The organism is Streptomyces chartreusis (genome assembly GCF_008704715.1).
Lineage (GTDB): Bacteria > Actinomycetota > Actinomycetes > Streptomycetales > Streptomycetaceae > Streptomyces > Streptomyces chartreusis.
The window spans coordinates 2930126-2945211 of sequence record NZ_CP023689.1 but is presented as its reverse complement, the minus strand read 5'-3'; the positions used below and the strand labels follow the sequence as shown (position 1 = coordinate 2945211).

Here is a 15086-nt window from a genome sequence, read left to right as displayed (position 1 = left end):
CCCTGATGTTCATCCTCGGCATAGTGCTGTTCGCCGTCGGGCTGCTGGCCTCGATCGCGTGGCACGAGCTGGGCCACCTGTCCACGGCCAAGATGTTCGGCATCCGGGTGCCGCAGTACATGGTCGGCTTCGGCCCGACCCTCTGGTCGCGGAAGAAGGGCGACACCGAGTACGGCGTCAAGGCGATCCCCTTCGGCGGCTACATCCGCATGATCGGCATGTTCCCGCCCGGCCCCGACGGCCGCCTGGAGGCCCGCTCCACCTCGCCCTGGCGCGGCATGATCGAGGACGCCCGCTCGGCCGCGTTCGAGGAGCTCCAGCCCGGCGACGAGTCCCGCCTCTTCTACACGCGCAAGCCGTGGAAGCGGGTCATCGTGATGTTCGCGGGCCCGTTCATGAACCTGGTCCTCGCCTTCGGACTGTTCCTCACCGTGCTGATGGGCTTCGGCATCCAGCAGCAGACCACCACCGTGAGCTCGGTCTCCCCGTGCGTCATCGCCCAGACCGAGAAGCGTGACGAGTGCAAGGCGTCCGACCCCGAGTCGCCGGCCGCGGCGGCGGGCATGAAGGCCGGCGACAAGATCGTCGCCTTCGGCGGGGTGCGCACCGAGGACTGGAACACCCTCTCCGACCTCATCCGCGACAGCGCCGGCAAGCAGGTGCCGATCGTCGTCGACCGGGGCGGCGAGCAGGTGACCCTGCAGGCGACGATCGCCACCAACCGGGTCGTCAAGAAGGACGCGGCCGGGGCTTACGTCGAGGGCGAGTACGTCAAGGCGGGCTTCCTCGGCTTCAGCTCGGCCACCGGCGTCGTCAAACAGGACTTCGGCGAGTCCGTGTCCTGGATGACCGACCGGGTCGGCGAGGCCGTCGACTCCCTCGTCGCCCTGCCCTCCAAGATCCCCGCCCTGTGGGACGCCGCGTTCGGCGACGGCCCGCGCGAACCCGACTCCCCGATGGGCATCGTCGGCGCGGCGAGGGTCAGCGGCGAGATCGCGACGCTCGACATCCCGGCCTCGCAGCAGCTGGCGACGTTCGTCTTCCTGCTGGCCGGCTTCAACCTCTCGCTGTTCCTGTTCAACATGCTCCCGCTGCTGCCGCTCGACGGCGGCCACATCGCGGGCGCCCTGTGGGAGTCGCTGCGCCGCAACCTGGCCAGGGTGCTGCGCCGGCCGGACCCGGGTCCGTTCGACGTGGCCAAGCTGATGCCGGTCGCCTACGTCGTCGCCGGAATCTTCGTCTGCTTCACCTTGCTGGTGCTGGTCGCGGACCTCGTTAACCCGGTCAGAATCTCCTAGTCACACAGCGTTCGAAGCGGCCCGGGATCCTTTGTCCCGGGCCGCCTTCGAATGAGTGGGTTTACGGGCCGTGATGTGCTGGGGTCTGGTCCGGTGCCGTAATCTCGAAGCCTGGAGCCCGCTGCTGACGGGACCGGACCTTGATCCACGACTTGGGGTTGCACAGCAGATGACTGCGATTTCTCTCGGCATGCCGTCCGTACCGACCAAGCTCGCCGAGCGCCGGAAGAGCCGTCAGATCCAGGTCGGGACCGTCCCGGTCGGCGGGGACGCTCCGGTCTCGGTCCAGTCCATGACGACGACGCGTACGACGGACATCGGCGCCACGCTCCAGCAGATCGCCGAGCTCACCGCCTCCGGCTGCCAGATCGTGCGTGTGGCGTGCCCCACACAGGACGACGCCGACGCGCTCGCCACGATCGCCCGCAAGTCCCAGATCCCGGTGATCGCGGACATCCACTTCCAGCCGAAGTACGTCTTCGCCGCCATCGAGGCCGGCTGCGCCGCGGTCCGGGTCAACCCGGGCAACATCAAGCAGTTCGACGACAAGGTCAAGGAGATCGCGCGGGCCGCCAATGACCACGGCACCCCGATCCGCATCGGCGTCAACGCCGGCTCCCTGGACCGGCGCCTGCTCCAGAAGTACGGCAAGGCCACGCCCGAGGCCCTGGTCGAGTCGGCCCTGTGGGAGGCGTCGCTCTTCGAGGAGCACGACTTCCGCGACATCAAGATCTCGGTCAAGCACAACGACCCGGTCGTCATGGTCCGGGCCTACCAGCTGCTGGCGGAGAGTTGCGACTACCCCCTCCACCTCGGTGTGACGGAGGCCGGACCGGCGTTCCAGGGCACGATCAAGAGCGCGGTCGCCTTCGGTGCCCTCCTCTCCCAGGGCATCGGCGACACGATCCGCGTCTCCCTCTCCGCGCCGCCGGTGGAGGAGGTCAAGGTCGGCAACCAGATCCTGGAGTCCCTGAACCTCAAGCAGCGCGGCCTGGAGATCGTCTCCTGCCCGTCCTGCGGCCGCGCCCAGGTCGACGTCTACAAGCTGGCCGAAGAGGTCACCGCGGGCCTGACCGGCATGGAGGTCCCCCTCCGCGTCGCCGTCATGGGCTGCGTCGTCAACGGCCCCGGCGAGGCCCGCGAGGCCGACCTCGGCGTCGCCTCCGGCAACGGCAAGGGCCAGATCTTCGTCAAGGGCGAGGTCATCAAGACGGTCCCCGAGTCCAAGATCGTCGAGACCCTCATCGAGGAGGCGATGAAGATCGCCGAGCAGATGGAGGCGGACGGCGTGGCATCGGGCGAGCCGTCGGTGGCGGTCGCGGGCTGAGTTTCCGCCCCCGCCGCCCCTACCCGTCCCCGGGGGGCTGCCATCCCCGGACCCCCGCTTCGGCCCTGAACGGGCCTCGTCCTCAAACGCCGGACGGGCTGGATGGGGCGGCCGCAGGCCCCCAGGGGCGCGGGGAACTGCGCGACCAGCCCCCGCGGGCCCGCAGCCGCCGCCTTCCTTGGCGACCGAGCTCCTGGGCGCCCGGCCCGGCGGCGCAGCCGAGGGGCGGCACGGCAAAGCTTCCGCAGGTACAGTGCGGGGACCAGCAGAACCCCAGCGTGAGGCCCCCGCACCGTGTTGACCCAGACCACCTCACGGGTCCTCGAACCGAGTGACCTGGACGCGGCGCTCGCAGTCCTCGACCGCGAGCCCGTCGCGAACGCCTTCGTGACGTCCCGCGTCCAGATCGCCGGCCTCGACCCGTGGCGCCTCGGCGGCGAGATGTGGGGCTGGTACGAGGACGGCATGCTGACGTCCCTGTGCTACGCGGGCGCCAACCTCGTCCCGATCTGCGCCACCCCCCGAGCCGTACGGGCTTTCGCCGACCGCGCCCGCCGCGCGGGCCGCCGCTGCTCCTCCATCGTCGGCCCCGCGGAGTCCACCGCCCAGCTGTGGCGCCTGCTGGAGCCCAACTGGGGCCCGGCCCGCGAGATCCGCTCCCACCAGCCCCTGATGATCACCGACCGCATGTCGGCCGACATCGCCCCGGACCCGTACGTCCGTCGCATCCGCAAGGACGAGATGGAGACGATCATGCCGGCCTGCGTGGCGATGTTCACCGAGGAGGTCGGCGTCTCCCCGATGGCCGGCGACGGCGGACTTCTCTACCAGGCCCGGGTCGCCGAACTCGTCGGCTCCGGCCGCTCCTTCGCCCGCCTCGACCAGGACGGCAAGGTCGCCTTCAAGGCCGAGATCGGCGCCGCCACCGACCGCGCCTGCCAGATCCAGGGCGTCTGGGTGGCCCCCGAGTACCGCGGCCAGGGCCTCGCCGCCCCCGGCATGGCGGCCGTCCTGCGCTACGCCCTCGCGGACGTGGCCCCGGTGGTCAGCCTCTACGTCAACGACTTCAACACGGCGGCGCGAAGGACGTACCAGAGGGTCGGCTTCAAGGAGGTCGGCGCCTTCATGAGCGTCCTGTTCTGAAGGTCCGTCCAGGTAGGCTCCCCACCATGCGCCTTCCCGGTCACGCACACCGCCGCCAAGCAGACGACATCGTGATCGGCCCCCTGGACCTCTCGGCCCACGTGGACGAGGCACTGGCCGTCCAGGCGGTGGCGTTCGGCCTGGGCCCCGACGAGGTCGCCGTACGCCGGCAGATCGTTCTGCGCCACATGACCTACCCGGGAGCGAGAGCCCTGGGCGCGACCACCGCGGGCACCCTCGTCGGCTTCGTCTACGGCATGCCCAACGACCGTACCCACTGGTGGTCCACGGTCGTGGAGCCCTACCTCCGGGCCCAGGGCCACGACAGGTGGCTCGACGACTCCTTCGTCATCACCGAGCTCCACGTCCACCCCCGCTACCAGAACCGGGGCGTGGGCCGCTCGCTGATCACCACGATCACGGACGGCGCCGTCGAACCCCGCTCGATCCTCTCGGCGATCGACGTGGACAGCCCGGCCCGCGGCCTCTACCACTCCCTGGGCTACGAGGACCTCGCCCGGCAGGTCCTCTTCCCCAGCGCGCCCAAGCCGTACGCCGTGATGGGCGCCCCTCTCCCGCTGCGCCGTCGTTAACCGATTTCCACCGTCCCGTACCGCCCGGCTAACCTCCTGCCATAACCCACATCCGGCAGGAGTACGAGAACCATGGCCAACGTACCGGTCCAGCGCATGTCCCAGTTGATGGCGAAGACGCTGCGCGACGACCCGGCGGACGCCGAGGTCCTCAGTCACAAGCTGCTCGTCCGCGCCGGCTACGTCCGCCGCACGGCGGCCGGCATCTGGTCCTGGCTGCCCCTCGGCAAGCGCGTCCTCGCCAACGTGGAGCGCATCGTCCGCGAGGAGATGGACGCGATCGGCGCCCAGGAGGTGCTGCTCCCCGCGCTGCTGCCGCGTGAGCCGTACGACGCGACCGGCCGCTGGGACGAGTACGGCCAGGAGCTGTTCCGGCTCAAGGACCGCAAGGGCGGCGACTACCTCCTCGGCCCGACCCACGAGGAGATCTTCACCCTGCTGGTGAAGGACCAGGCGTCCTCCTACAAGGACCTGCCGGTCATCCTCTACCAGATCCAGCACAAGTACCGCGACGAGGCCCGTCCGCGGGCCGGCATCCTGCGCGGCCGCGAGTTCCTGATGAAGGACTCCTACTCCTTCGACACCGAGGACGAGGGCCTCGCCAAGTCCTACGCCCTGCACCGCCAGGCCTACCAGCGCGTCTTCGAGCGTCTCGGCCTCGACTACCGCATCTGCGCCGCTACCGCGGGCGCGATGGGCGGCTCGAAGTCGGAGGAGTTCCTCGCCCCGGCCGAGGCCGGCGAGGACACCTTCGCGGACTGCCCGAACTGCGACTTCGCGGCCAACACCGAGGCGATCACCTACGAACTGAAGCCGGTCGACGCCGCCGGCGTGGCCGCGCTCGAGGAGATCCCGACCCCGGACACCCCCACCATCGAGACCCTCGCCGCCCACCTCGGCGTCGAGGCCTCCGCCACCCTGAAGAACCTGCTGGTCAAGGTCGACGGCGAGATCGTCGCCGTCGGTGTCCCCGGCGACCGCGAGGTCGACATGGGCAAGGTCGAGGCCCACTTCGCCCCGGCCGTCGTCGAGATGGTCACCGAGGCGGACTTCGCCGAGAACCGGGACCTGGTGCGCGGCTACGTCGGCCCGCAGGGCCTGGGCGAGAAGGTGAAGTACCTCGCCGACCCGCGCGTGGCCCCCGGCACCTCCTGGATCACCGGCGCCAACAAGGAGGGCATGCACGCGAAGAACGTCGTCGCGGGCCGTGACTTCGAGGTGGACGAGTACGTCGACGTGGTGGTCGTCCAGGACGGCGACCCCTGCCCGAAGTGCGGCACCGGCCTCAACCTGGACCGCGCGATCGAGATCGGCCACATCTTCCAGCTGGGCCGCAAGTACGCCGACGCCCTCAAGCTCGACGTCCTCGGCCAGAACGGCAAGCCGGTCCGCGTCACCATGGGCTCCTACGGCATCGGCGTCTCCCGTGCCGTCGCCGCCCTCGCCGAGCAGACCGCCGACGACAAGGGCCTGTGCTGGCCGGCCGAGGTCGCCCCGGCCGACGTCCACGTGGTCGCCGCGGGCAAGGCGCTCCAGACCGAACTCGCCCTCGACGTCTCCGAGAAGCTGGCCACGGCCGGCCTGCGCGTCCTGTGCGACGACCGCGCCGGTGTCTCGCCGGGCGTGAAGTTCACCGACTCGGAGCTGATCGGCGTACCGCAGATCCTGGTGGCCGGGCGGCGCGCGGCCGAGGGCGTCGTCGAGCTCAAGGACCGCAGGACCGGTGAGCGCGAGGAACTGACGGTGGACGAGGCGATCGCCCGCCTGACGGCGTAACGCGACCCGAACCCCCTGGACCGTCCTTCGCCGTGTGACACAGCGTCACACGATGGGGGACGGTCCTGCTTTTCAGGCCGCGAGCCGGGTTCAGCCCGCCTCGGCCGTGAGCACGCGGGGGAGGAGTTCGTGCGGAAGCTCGACGCGCATGCCGCAGAAGCAGCGCAGGGGCCCGCCCCGTGAGCCGGGGGCGCCCAGATCGATGAGCAGGATGTCCGCCACTTCGCGGAGCACGTCACGCGTCGGGGCACCTCTGGCGACGCGGATGCTGACCTCGTCCGGGTCCCAGACCGCGATGCTCGCCAGACCGTCTGTCACGGCAATGTGGACGCACACAACTGTCTCCCCAGGGATGCACTACGGCATGAGTGATCCGCTCCGGGAGGTCAGCGGCTGACTGATGGTACCGACGGCGGTCGGGTGCGTGAGGAGTTTCGTCATATTCTCCCGTCGCACCGGAAGCGTCCGTCACACCCGGCACACACCCGCGGTGCGGCCCGGTGGCCGAAAACGAGCCCCTGACCTCAGCCGATTCGGCTGACCTGGAGCATCGCCTCGGCGTCCTTCAGCAGTGCCCGCTGACGTGCCTCCGGCAATTGCCGGTACAGCTTCAGCAGCCGGGCCTCGCGCTCGTCCCCGCTGGGTCCCGGAACGGGGCGGCCGACCGCCTCGAAGAACTCCCTCGGCGTGGTCCGCACGCCCCAGCGCCGGAACACCTCGACCATGGCCCGCAGCTTCTCCGGATCGATGCGCGAGGTGCCGCGAGTGCGGTTCATCCAGGCATTCAGCGTCGGATAGGAGATGCCGGCCTCGGCCGCCAGGTCCTTCTGCGTTCTGTCCTGCACCTGCGCCAGAAGACGTTCGAGCAGAGCCGCCAGGTCCTCGTCCCGGCGGGGCGGATCCTGGCCGGGGTCCGGGTCTCCTGGGCTGCTCTGCTGGATCGTCACGCATCGAGGATCCGGCATCAATATCTACAAGCGCAAGTAGATCGCAGATCGGTCGTGAGGGCTTCGGGAGCGTGCGGAAGCACCATGCAGGCGACCGCGCAACCGCGCGCCCCCGGCCGCCGCCGGAGCGCGCTCTTCCTCACGCTCCGTAGATATCTTGACACAATCTGCATCTACATGAAGACTGTAGATGGCTCCGGATGTGGATCGCGGCTCCTGGCGTGCGCTTTCGTACGTTCAGGAAATCTACATCTACATGAATATTGAAGATTCGTTGAGATTCGTTGGACCGAGATCGACGGGAGAACCGATCGTGTCCCTACCGGACAACGCCATCACCGCTGCGGGCGACCCGGAACCCGAGCTCGTCGCCCGGGCCCGCACCGGCGACCGGGAGGCGTTCGCGGCCCTGTACCACCAGCACTACCGCCTCGTGTACGGCTTCCTGCTGGTGCGCACGCGCAACAGACACCTGGCGGAGGACCTCACCCAGGAGGTGTTCACCCGCGCCCTGCGGCGCATCGACGCCTTCAGCTGGCAGGGCACGGCCTTCGCTGCCTGGCTGACCACCATCGCGAAGAACCTCTACCTCGACGAACTCGGCCGCGGCCGCACCCGCCTGGAAACGCCGGTCGCCGAGTTCGACGACCCGGGGGAGGCGGGCCGGGACGCGGAGGCGCTCGTCCTGCGCGCACTGGAGGCCGTCGAGGCCCATGAGACGGTCCGCACCGCCCTGCACACCCTCAACGCCCAGCAGCGGCACTGCGTTGAGCTGCGCTTCCTCGACGAACTGACGCCGCAGGAGACGGCGTTGGCGATGGGCAGGAGCGTCGGCGCGGTCAAGACGCTGACCTACCGCGCGCTGCGCAAGCTGCGCCGGCCGACCGGGGCGGTGTCCGTGTGAACAGCAACTTCCCGCACGCCGTCGGCGTGATCCGCGCGGTACTGGAGTCCACCGGGGCCGACCGGGCGACCGCGGTCGCGCACGCGCTCGACACGGCCCGCCTCCTCGTCGATCCCGGGCGCTCCTTCGGCGTCGTACTGCACCGGACCCCGGACGGCCGTTGGACTCCGAACGGCGGTTGGACTCCGGACGGCGGTTGGGCCCCGGCCCCGCGCCCGCTCACCGACCTGGAGCGCAAGGCCCTGGCCTGGGACGCCTCCTGCGCACGGGCCCGCTCCCTCGCGCACGCCATCGAACGCCGGCTGGCCGGGCACACCGGTCCCTCCGGGGTCCGCGTGGACGGCGACCGGGTGCGGGTCGTGCTCCGCGTCGACGGCCCCCTCCCATGGGCCCGCTGGCGGGCGTACCTCGGCATCACGGCCGTCGGCGCGGGCACCCGCCCCCACACGGTGGTCGGCGAGGGGGAGCGCGGCGGCGTCCGGGTGACGGTGGTGGCCCACGGCGCGACTTCGACGACACCTACGCCTGCGGCAGCCCCGGCGCCGACAGCCACACCCACGGCGACACCGGCCGTGGCCCTTTCGCCCCCGGCACCCTTACCGGTAGCACCCTCGCCCGTGGCAACTCCGGCCGTGGCCCATTCGCCCACGGCGCCTTCACCCGTGGTGTCTTCGCCTGCGACAACCTCGCCAGTGGCGCCTCCGCTTGCGGCAACTTCACCCGTGGTGGCTCTGCCCGCGGCAGCCTCACCCGTGACGACGCTGCCCACCGCAATCCCGTTGGCGGCACCCGCCCCCGCCTCCTCCGCGCCCGGACCGCAGACGCATCTCTTCCGGCTCGGCGGCGTCACGTACGACCTGGCGCTTCCGCAGCGCGACGCGCAGGGTGACGTCTGGTACTTCCAGGGCTGCCGGAGTCATGACGGCATGCCCCTGATGTCCCTGGACGGCCGGCCCGAGCGGTGCTCCCTGGTCAATCTGGCGGTGCATCTGGGGCCGTTGGCGCCGGTGCGTGCCGTCGTGCCGGACGTCGTGCCCGGCGACCGGGCGTTACCCGTGCCGACAGTGCCCTCCGGACCGATGTGCGGCCCGATCGGGCCGGTCGTATGACAGCCGGTGGGGGTGGTGCGCGGTTCCCGGGCGAGGCGGGAGCGGACGGGGGTTCGCGGGTCTGGGAGGCGAACGCCGCCTGCGGGGAGCGGGATGCGGACCTCTGGTTCTCGCGCAGTTCCTGGTCGACGGCCGTCGCCATCTGCGCGGCCTGTCCGGTGCTCGAACCGTGCCTGGCCGCCGTGCTGCAACGGGAGAAGGGCCTGCCCCGGTGCCGTCGCCAGGGCGTCGTGGCCGGACTGACGGGGCCTCAGCGGCATGACCTGGAGCGCGCCGCGAACCTGTCACGGGCACAGCAGCGCCGACCGGCACCCCGGCCCGGTGAGCCCGCCGATCGCGCCGTACCCCGCGCCCCGGCCGTGTCCCCGCGCCCCTTGCCCGCCCCTTGCGGCACCCGCGCCGCCTACCAACGGCACCTGCGCCGGGGCGAACCCGTCGACGAAGCATGCCGCGCCGCCAACGCCAGGGAGGCCGGCCGCTACCGCCGAACCGGCTCGACCCGCGACCGGCGGGAGAAGGCCGGGCCCCGCGACCTCGACCGCCGAGCCGGGTCGGCCGGTGACCAGCTGGCGAAGGCGAGCCCCCGCGACCTCGATCGCCGAACCGGGTCGGCCGGTGACCAATTGGCGAAGGCGAGGCCCCGCGACCTGGATCGCCGTTCCGGCTCGACCCGTGGCCAGTTGGAGAAGGCCGGGCCCCTCGACCCCGATCGCCGTACGGGCTCCTGTCCGTGACCGGCGGGAGAAGGCGAGGCCCCGCGACCTCGATCGGCGAACCGGGTCGACCCGTGACCGGCGGGAGAAGGCCTAGCCCCGCGACTCCGATCGCCGTACCGGCTCGACCGGTGACCGGCCGGAGAAGGCCAGGCCCCGCGACCCCGGTCGCCATACCGGCTCCGCCGGTGCCCAGTGCGAGAAGCCCCGCCTCCGTGCTCCCGTCCGACACCCCGCCGGGGCGTCCGGCGAGCCGAGTTGACGTTTCCTCACCGCAATCGGAGTACCTCATGTCCTCGCCCCCGTCGGATCCCCTGCCCGACGTGCCCGGAACCCGTCACCCCCGGAGCCCGGGCCCCCTCGGCCGTGCCGCCGCCGTCCTGTTGCGAGCGCTGCGGCGCCGCGGCAAGCCCCTCGCGCGGCGGACGGGGTCCCGGCAGCGTCTCGGGCGCGAGCTGGACGCCTGTCGGCAGGAGCGCGACCGCTGGCGGCTGCACGCCGACTCCTACGAGCGGGAGTTGACCCGCACCCGGCACGAACGCGCCCATCTGCTCGCCTGGTTGGCGGCGCTGCACCCGTCGAGCGCGGTCCTCACCCCCGACGCCGGCTCCGGACCGGACGGCCCGCACCTGCTGTGCGTGGAGGCCGGCGGGCGGCAGTTGTCCTGGCGGCTGTCACCGGCCGACCTCCCGCTGTTCGCCCATGTCCCGTACGCCCAGCCGGTCATCCCGGACTCTCCCGCGCCCCCCGATCAGACCGCTCACATCCGTCCGCACACCCGGCTGCTGGCGATGGAGGGGACCCTGTTCGGCGCGACCGCCGAGACATGGGCGGCGGTGATGCCTCTGCGGCCCGGCGAACACTGAGGTCGCCCGGACGGCCGTCCCGGCGACCCCCGAGACTCCGGTCGGCAGGCTCGGGAGGCAAGTCGACCGGATCCACCACGCCCCTCTGCTCCGACCACGGCAGGGGGGCGTGGTCCCGTCCACGGCACCCGGCGCCGGGGCGGCTACAGCCAGCCCGCGAACTCCAGCAGCAACTCGGCGTCCTGCGGCCGCCCCACCCGGCGGGCCCGCACCCCCGACTCCACGGCCCGGAACAGCGTCCACCCCCGCAGCCGCTCCTGGTCCACCTCCAGCGACTCCGCGAGCCGCTTGACCCGCCGCCGCGTCGTCGCCGCACCCGACGGCGAGGCGATCAGATCCTCCACCCGGTCCCGCACCAGACGCGCCAGATCGAACGCGCACTCACCCACGACCGGATCCGGCCCCACCGCCAGCCACGGCATCCGCTCCCCGGCCAGCACCTTGCTCTGCCGGAACGTCCCGTGCAGCAACCGCCGTTCGGGCGGCGCGGCCAGCAGCTCCTCGCGAGCGGCCAGCGCGGCGTCGACCAGCGTCGCCACCTCGGCGTCCGCCGACGCGGTCGCCCGCATCGCCTCGGCCTGCCGCCCCGTCCGCTCGGCCACCGTCTCGAAGCGATGGCCGGCCGGGGGCTCAACCCACAGCCGCCGCAGCGTCCCCGCCGCCTCCAGCAACGCCTTCGCCTCCGGCAGCGACCGCACCGACAGATCCGGACGCAATCGCTCCAGCAGCAGCACACCCTCGCTCACGAAGGGCTCCAGAAGCTGTACGGCTCCCGTGCCGCCCCAGTGCGCCAGCGCGGCCCGCTCGCTCTCGGGGCGGGCCCGGGGCGGCGCGAGCTTCAGCACCGCCGGGGTGCCGTCCGGCTGCCGTACCAGGACCACCAGGCTGCTGCGGCCACCGGGCATCTGCACCCGCTCCACGGTCAACTCGCGTAGCGCGACGGCCTGGTGGGCCGCCTCCGGCAGCCTCTCCAACCAGTCGTCACCGTCCGGTGCCGTCTCACCGAGCGCCCTGACCAGACGCTGCGGCGGTTCGAAAGCCATGCGCGAGTCGTTCCCTTCCCGTACTGCCCGTACGTGTGCTGCGGTCCCCGTCAGGCGGTGGGCGCCTCCGACGGGGCCGCGGTGCCCGCACGCTCGGCGAGCCCAGGGAAGGCTACGCTCCCGCCGCGCCAGCGCACCGCGCGCACCGCGGCCTCCCGCAGCGCCTCGGCGGCCCTGCCCCGCAGCTCCCCCTCGGCTGCCCGCACCAGGTCGGAGTACACCCCGGCCACCCGGTCCTCCAGCTCGGCGGCCAACTGCACGGCCGCGGCCGAGTCCGGCACCGGGAAGGGCAGCGCGTAACCGGCGCTCGCCGAGACCGGCTCGGCGCCCCGGTCGCTCACCTCGCGCGCCAGCGCGTCCCGCCGCGCCCGGTGTGCCGCGTACGCCGCACGCGCCTCCGAGCGCCGCTCCTCGCTGATCCGGCCCCCCACGACGCCGTACCCGTACACGACCGCGTGCTCGGCGGCGAGCGCCGACTGGAGGGCCTTGACGGTCGCCTTCTTCGCCTCGCTCACTTGGCCCCCTCCGTCAGCAGGTACGCGTGCACGGCCCCGGCCGCGGCCACCGAGGCCAGCAGCCGCGCCAGTTCACCGGGTACGTCGAGCAGTGCCTTCGCCCGCCGGTCCGCGAGCGCCCGTTCGGCGGCGGCGAGGCCGGCCAGCGCGTCCCGCTCGTCCGTCGGGACGGACACGCTCGCGGAGGGTGAGGCCGACGGCGACGCCGTACCGCCGGTCGGCGTCCCGGACGGCGTGGGTGATCCGGCCGACGGATCCGGGCCGAACGCCGCCGCGTGCCGCAGGGCCTCCGCCCGCAACGGCCCCACCACAGGGGCCAGCACCGGATGGGCGGCGAGCACGGCGTCGTAGCGCCCGACCAGGTCGTCGCTGTCGCGGGCCGCACGCGCGCGTGCCTTCTCGGCGAGCGACGGACTGCCGCTCGTCCCGCCGTCCGATTCGTCGGGCCGGGACGTGCAGCCCACCAGCAGGGCGGCACCGGCGACGGAGGCGAGCAGGGCTCTTCGGCGCGGCCCCGAGGGGTGGCGCGAGGGCGGGGGGTACGGCACGGCACACGTCCTCGGGGACTCGTACGAACACGCAGGCGGGACGCGCCCGCCGCTGATCACCGTACCCGCGCGTCCGGCATAGTCATGTCACCGGCTCGACAGCCGCCCTCAAGGGGCGCGGGGCCGTGTCGACATGCGGCTCCGCCGCGCGGGCGCGAGCAGCCACGGGCAGCCCGTATTCGCCCACGAACCCGCAGTCCCGACCCCTTGGGCGACGCGGCCCCGCCGCCGGAGGCTGGACGCAACACTCCTCGCGACCCGATACCCTTTGACCAGACACGCGACCCATCCCACAACAGCACACGCGGCCGAGGAGTCACCCGGATGAGCACCACCCAGAGCGAGAGGCTGCGAGAACTTCTGGAACCGCTCGTCAGCTCTCAGGGCCTCGATCTCGAAGAGATCGAAGTGGACTCCGTCGGACGCAAGCGTGTGCTGCGTGTCGTGGTCGACTCCGACACCGGGGCGGACCTGGACCGGATCGCCGATGTGAGCCGCGAGCTCTCGGCGAAGCTCGACGAGACCGACGCGATGGGCCAGGGCGAGTACACCCTCGAGGTCGGCACCCCCGGCGCTGAGCGCCCCCTGACGGAGCACCGGCACTACGTGCGTGCCGTCGACCGGCTGGTGAAGTTCCAATTGGCCGAGGGCGGGGAACTGGTGGCACGGATCCTGGACGTCGACGACGAGGGCCTCGATCTCGAAGTGCCCGGAGTCAAGGGCCGCAAGGCCACCAGCCGCAGACTCGGCTTCCCGGAGATCGAGAAGGCGCGCGTGCAGGTCGAGTTCAACCGCAAGGACAAGAAGGAAGAGGAGGCGTAGCCGTGGACATCGACATGAGTGCCCTGCGGGGCTTGGTTCGGGAGAAGGAGATCTCCTTCGACCTGCTGGTCGAGGCGATCGAGTCGGCCCTCCTCATCGCCTACCACCGCACCGAGGGAAGCCGCCGCCACGCGCGCGTGGAGCTGAACCGGGAGACCGGCCATGTGACCGTGTGGGCGAAGGAGGATCCCGAGGATCTGGAGGAGGGCCAGGAGGCCCGCGAGTTCGACGACACCCCCTCCGGCTTCGGCCGGATCGCCGCCACCACCGCCAAGCAGGTCATCCTCCAGCGTCTGCGTGACGCCGAGGACGACGCGACGCTCGGCGAGTACGCGGGCCGCGAGGGTGACATCGTCACCGGCGTGGTCCAGCAGGGCCGCGACCCGAAGAACGTGCTCGTGGACATCGGCAAGCTGGAGGCCATCCTGCCGGTGCAGGAGCAGGTCCCGGGCGAGACCTACCCGCACGGGATGCGGCTGCGGTCGTACGTCGTCCGGGTGGCCAAGGGCGTCCGCGGCCCCTCCGTCACCCTGTCGCGCACCCACCCCAACCTGGTGAAGAAGCTCTTCGCCCTGGAGGTGCCGGAGATCGCCGACGGCTCGGTGGAGATCGCCGCCATCGCCCGCGAGGCCGGCCACCGCACCAAGATCGCCGTACGGTCCACCCGCAGCGGCCTGAACGCCAAGGGCGCCTGCATCGGCCCCATGGGCGGCCGGGTGCGCAACGTCATGGGCGAGCTGAACGGCGAGAAGATCGACATCGTCGACTGGTCGGACGACCCGGCCGAGATGGTGGCGAACGCGCTGTCCCCGGCCCGGGTCTCCAAGGTCGAGGTCGTGGACATGGCGGCCCGCTCCGCGCGGGTGACCGTGCCCGATTACCAGCTGTCACTGGCCATCGGCAAGGAAGGCCAGAATGCCCGGCTTGCCGCCCGGCTCACCGGCTGGCGCATCGACATCCGCCCGGACACCGAGCAGGCCGGGGAATAGATCCAAGCCGCCTGACGCTCAGATCACGTCAGGTTACCGAGCGGCAACTGTTCGAATCCTGCCCCAAAGGGGTGAGGTCGGTACGGGGAGGTAGACTTAGTGGTGTCTGGCCGGACACGCGCCCGCGCCTGCCCTGAACGTACCTGTGTGGGGTGCCGGGAGCGAGCGGCCAAGACTGATCTGCTGCGGATCGTGGCGATCAAGGACGAGTGCGTCCCTGATCCAAGCGGTACGCTGCCCGGCCGGGGTGCGTACGTACACCCCGCCCTGGTCTGTCTCGACCAGGCGGTGCGCCGTCGGGCGTTCACGCGGGCGCTGCGCGCCCCGGGAGCGCTGGACACAAAGGCGTTGCGCCGGTACGTCGAGCAGACAACAGTTGCTGAGCAGGCAACACCGTAAGAAAGCGTCGTGCGGAACCGCCGTGCGGCCCAGGTACCCCGCGAGTTGGAAGTAGGTCGAGATTGCGATGAGCACTCGATGAGCACGCGATGAG

The 15086-nt window shown here is 71.7% G+C and carries 17 protein-coding genes; 12 read left to right on the top strand and 5 right to left on the bottom strand.

Features of this window, described 5'->3' with window-relative positions; genetic code table 11:
- The first annotated feature begins 5 nt into the window (after window positions 1-5).
- The 5 genes from CP983_RS12235 to CP983_RS12215 all read left to right on the top strand — a co-directional run bounded on the left by CP983_RS12235 (window position 6) and on the right by CP983_RS12215 (window position 6137).
- A complete protein-coding gene (locus CP983_RS12235; RefSeq protein WP_176579152.1) occupies window positions 6-1298 on the top strand; it encodes a M50 family metallopeptidase in 1293 nt (430 codons plus the stop codon).
- 169 nt (window positions 1299-1467) lie between these two features.
- Window positions 1468-2625, top strand: a complete 1158-nt coding sequence (gene ispG / locus CP983_RS12230) for a flavodoxin-dependent (E)-4-hydroxy-3-methylbut-2-enyl-diphosphate synthase (RefSeq protein WP_150499609.1) — start codon at window positions 1468-1470, stop codon at window positions 2623-2625.
- A 294-nt stretch (window positions 2626-2919) separates the two neighbouring features.
- Window positions 2920-3768, top strand: a complete 849-nt coding sequence (locus CP983_RS12225) for a GNAT family N-acetyltransferase (RefSeq protein WP_150499608.1) — start codon at window positions 2920-2922, stop codon at window positions 3766-3768.
- A 26-nt stretch (window positions 3769-3794) separates the two neighbouring features.
- Window positions 3795-4361, top strand: coding sequence for a GNAT family N-acetyltransferase (locus tag CP983_RS12220; protein WP_125529437.1), 567 nt, complete (start codon window positions 3795-3797; stop codon window positions 4359-4361).
- A 72-nt stretch (window positions 4362-4433) separates the two neighbouring features.
- Window positions 4434-6137 (top strand): proline--tRNA ligase, encoded by a 1704-nt coding sequence (locus tag CP983_RS12215; protein WP_150499607.1) that lies wholly within the window; start codon window positions 4434-4436, stop codon window positions 6135-6137.
- Between the two features lie 90 nt (window positions 6138-6227).
- Here CP983_RS12215 and CP983_RS12210 read toward each other — a convergent pair whose 3' ends face one another.
- Window positions 6228-6455, bottom strand: a complete 228-nt coding sequence (locus CP983_RS12210) for a hypothetical protein (RefSeq protein WP_229915067.1) — start codon at window positions 6453-6455, stop codon at window positions 6228-6230.
- Between the two features lie 206 nt (window positions 6456-6661).
- Window positions 6662-7084 carry a helix-turn-helix domain-containing protein gene (locus CP983_RS12205; RefSeq protein ID WP_229915066.1) on the bottom strand — a complete coding sequence of 141 codons (423 nt, stop codon included), beginning with the start codon at window positions 7082-7084 and terminating at the stop codon, window positions 6662-6664.
- Between the two features lie 313 nt (window positions 7085-7397).
- On the opposite strand from CP983_RS12205, the gene CP983_RS12200 reads away from it, so the two are divergent.
- The 4 genes from CP983_RS12200 (at window position 7398) to CP983_RS12180 (ending at window position 10676) form a co-directional block, all read left to right on the top strand.
- A complete protein-coding gene (locus CP983_RS12200; RefSeq protein WP_229915065.1) occupies window positions 7398-7988 on the top strand; it encodes an RNA polymerase sigma factor in 591 nt (196 codons plus the stop codon).
- The gene (locus CP983_RS12195; RefSeq protein WP_229915064.1) at window positions 7985-9097 is read left to right on the top strand and encodes a BN159_2729 family protein; all 1113 of its coding nucleotides are present in this window, start codon (window positions 7985-7987) and stop codon (window positions 9095-9097) included. Before CP983_RS12200 ends, CP983_RS12195 begins: the two co-directional genes overlap by 4 nt.
- On the top strand, window positions 9094-9831 hold the full coding sequence (locus tag CP983_RS12185) for a WhiB family transcriptional regulator (protein ID WP_150499605.1): 738 nt from the start codon (window positions 9094-9096) through the stop codon (window positions 9829-9831). The genes CP983_RS12195 and CP983_RS12185 overlap by 4 nt, the downstream gene beginning before the upstream one ends.
- A gap of 302 nt (window positions 9832-10133) precedes the next feature.
- A complete protein-coding gene (locus CP983_RS12180) occupies window positions 10134-10676 on the top strand; it encodes a hypothetical protein (RefSeq protein WP_229915063.1) in 543 nt (180 codons plus the stop codon).
- A gap of 143 nt (window positions 10677-10819) precedes the next feature.
- On the opposite strand, the gene CP983_RS12175 is transcribed toward CP983_RS12180, so the two are convergent.
- From CP983_RS12175 to CP983_RS12165, 3 genes are read right to left on the bottom strand one after another with little or no spacing between them, the layout of a single operon-like run.
- Entirely contained in the window at window positions 10820-11719 is a 900-nt protein-coding gene (locus tag CP983_RS12175) for an aminoglycoside phosphotransferase family protein (RefSeq protein WP_107902259.1), read from the bottom strand.
- A 50-nt stretch (window positions 11720-11769) separates the two neighbouring features.
- A complete protein-coding gene (locus CP983_RS12170) occupies window positions 11770-12234 on the bottom strand; it encodes a DUF4439 domain-containing protein (RefSeq protein ID WP_125529587.1) in 465 nt (154 codons plus the stop codon).
- Window positions 12231-12782 carry a hypothetical protein gene (locus tag CP983_RS12165; protein WP_150499603.1) on the bottom strand — a complete coding sequence of 184 codons (552 nt, stop codon included), beginning with the start codon at window positions 12780-12782 and terminating at the stop codon, window positions 12231-12233. The genes CP983_RS12170 and CP983_RS12165 overlap by 4 nt, the downstream gene beginning before the upstream one ends.
- Window positions 12783-13106: 324 nt before the next feature.
- On the opposite strand from CP983_RS12165, the gene rimP reads away from it, so the two are divergent.
- From rimP to CP983_RS12145, 3 genes are all read left to right on the top strand, one after another.
- Entirely contained in the window at window positions 13107-13604 is a 498-nt protein-coding gene (gene rimP / locus CP983_RS12155) for a ribosome maturation factor RimP (protein ID WP_125529585.1), read from the top strand.
- 2 nt (window positions 13605-13606) lie between these two features.
- Entirely contained in the window at window positions 13607-14593 is a 987-nt protein-coding gene (gene nusA / locus CP983_RS12150) for a transcription termination factor NusA (RefSeq protein WP_030958814.1), read from the top strand.
- A 102-nt stretch (window positions 14594-14695) separates the two neighbouring features.
- Complete coding sequence (locus CP983_RS12145; RefSeq protein WP_125529584.1) at window positions 14696-14992, top strand: YlxR family protein; 297 nt, start codon at window positions 14696-14698, stop codon at window positions 14990-14992.
- Window positions 14993-15086 lie beyond the last annotated feature (94 nt).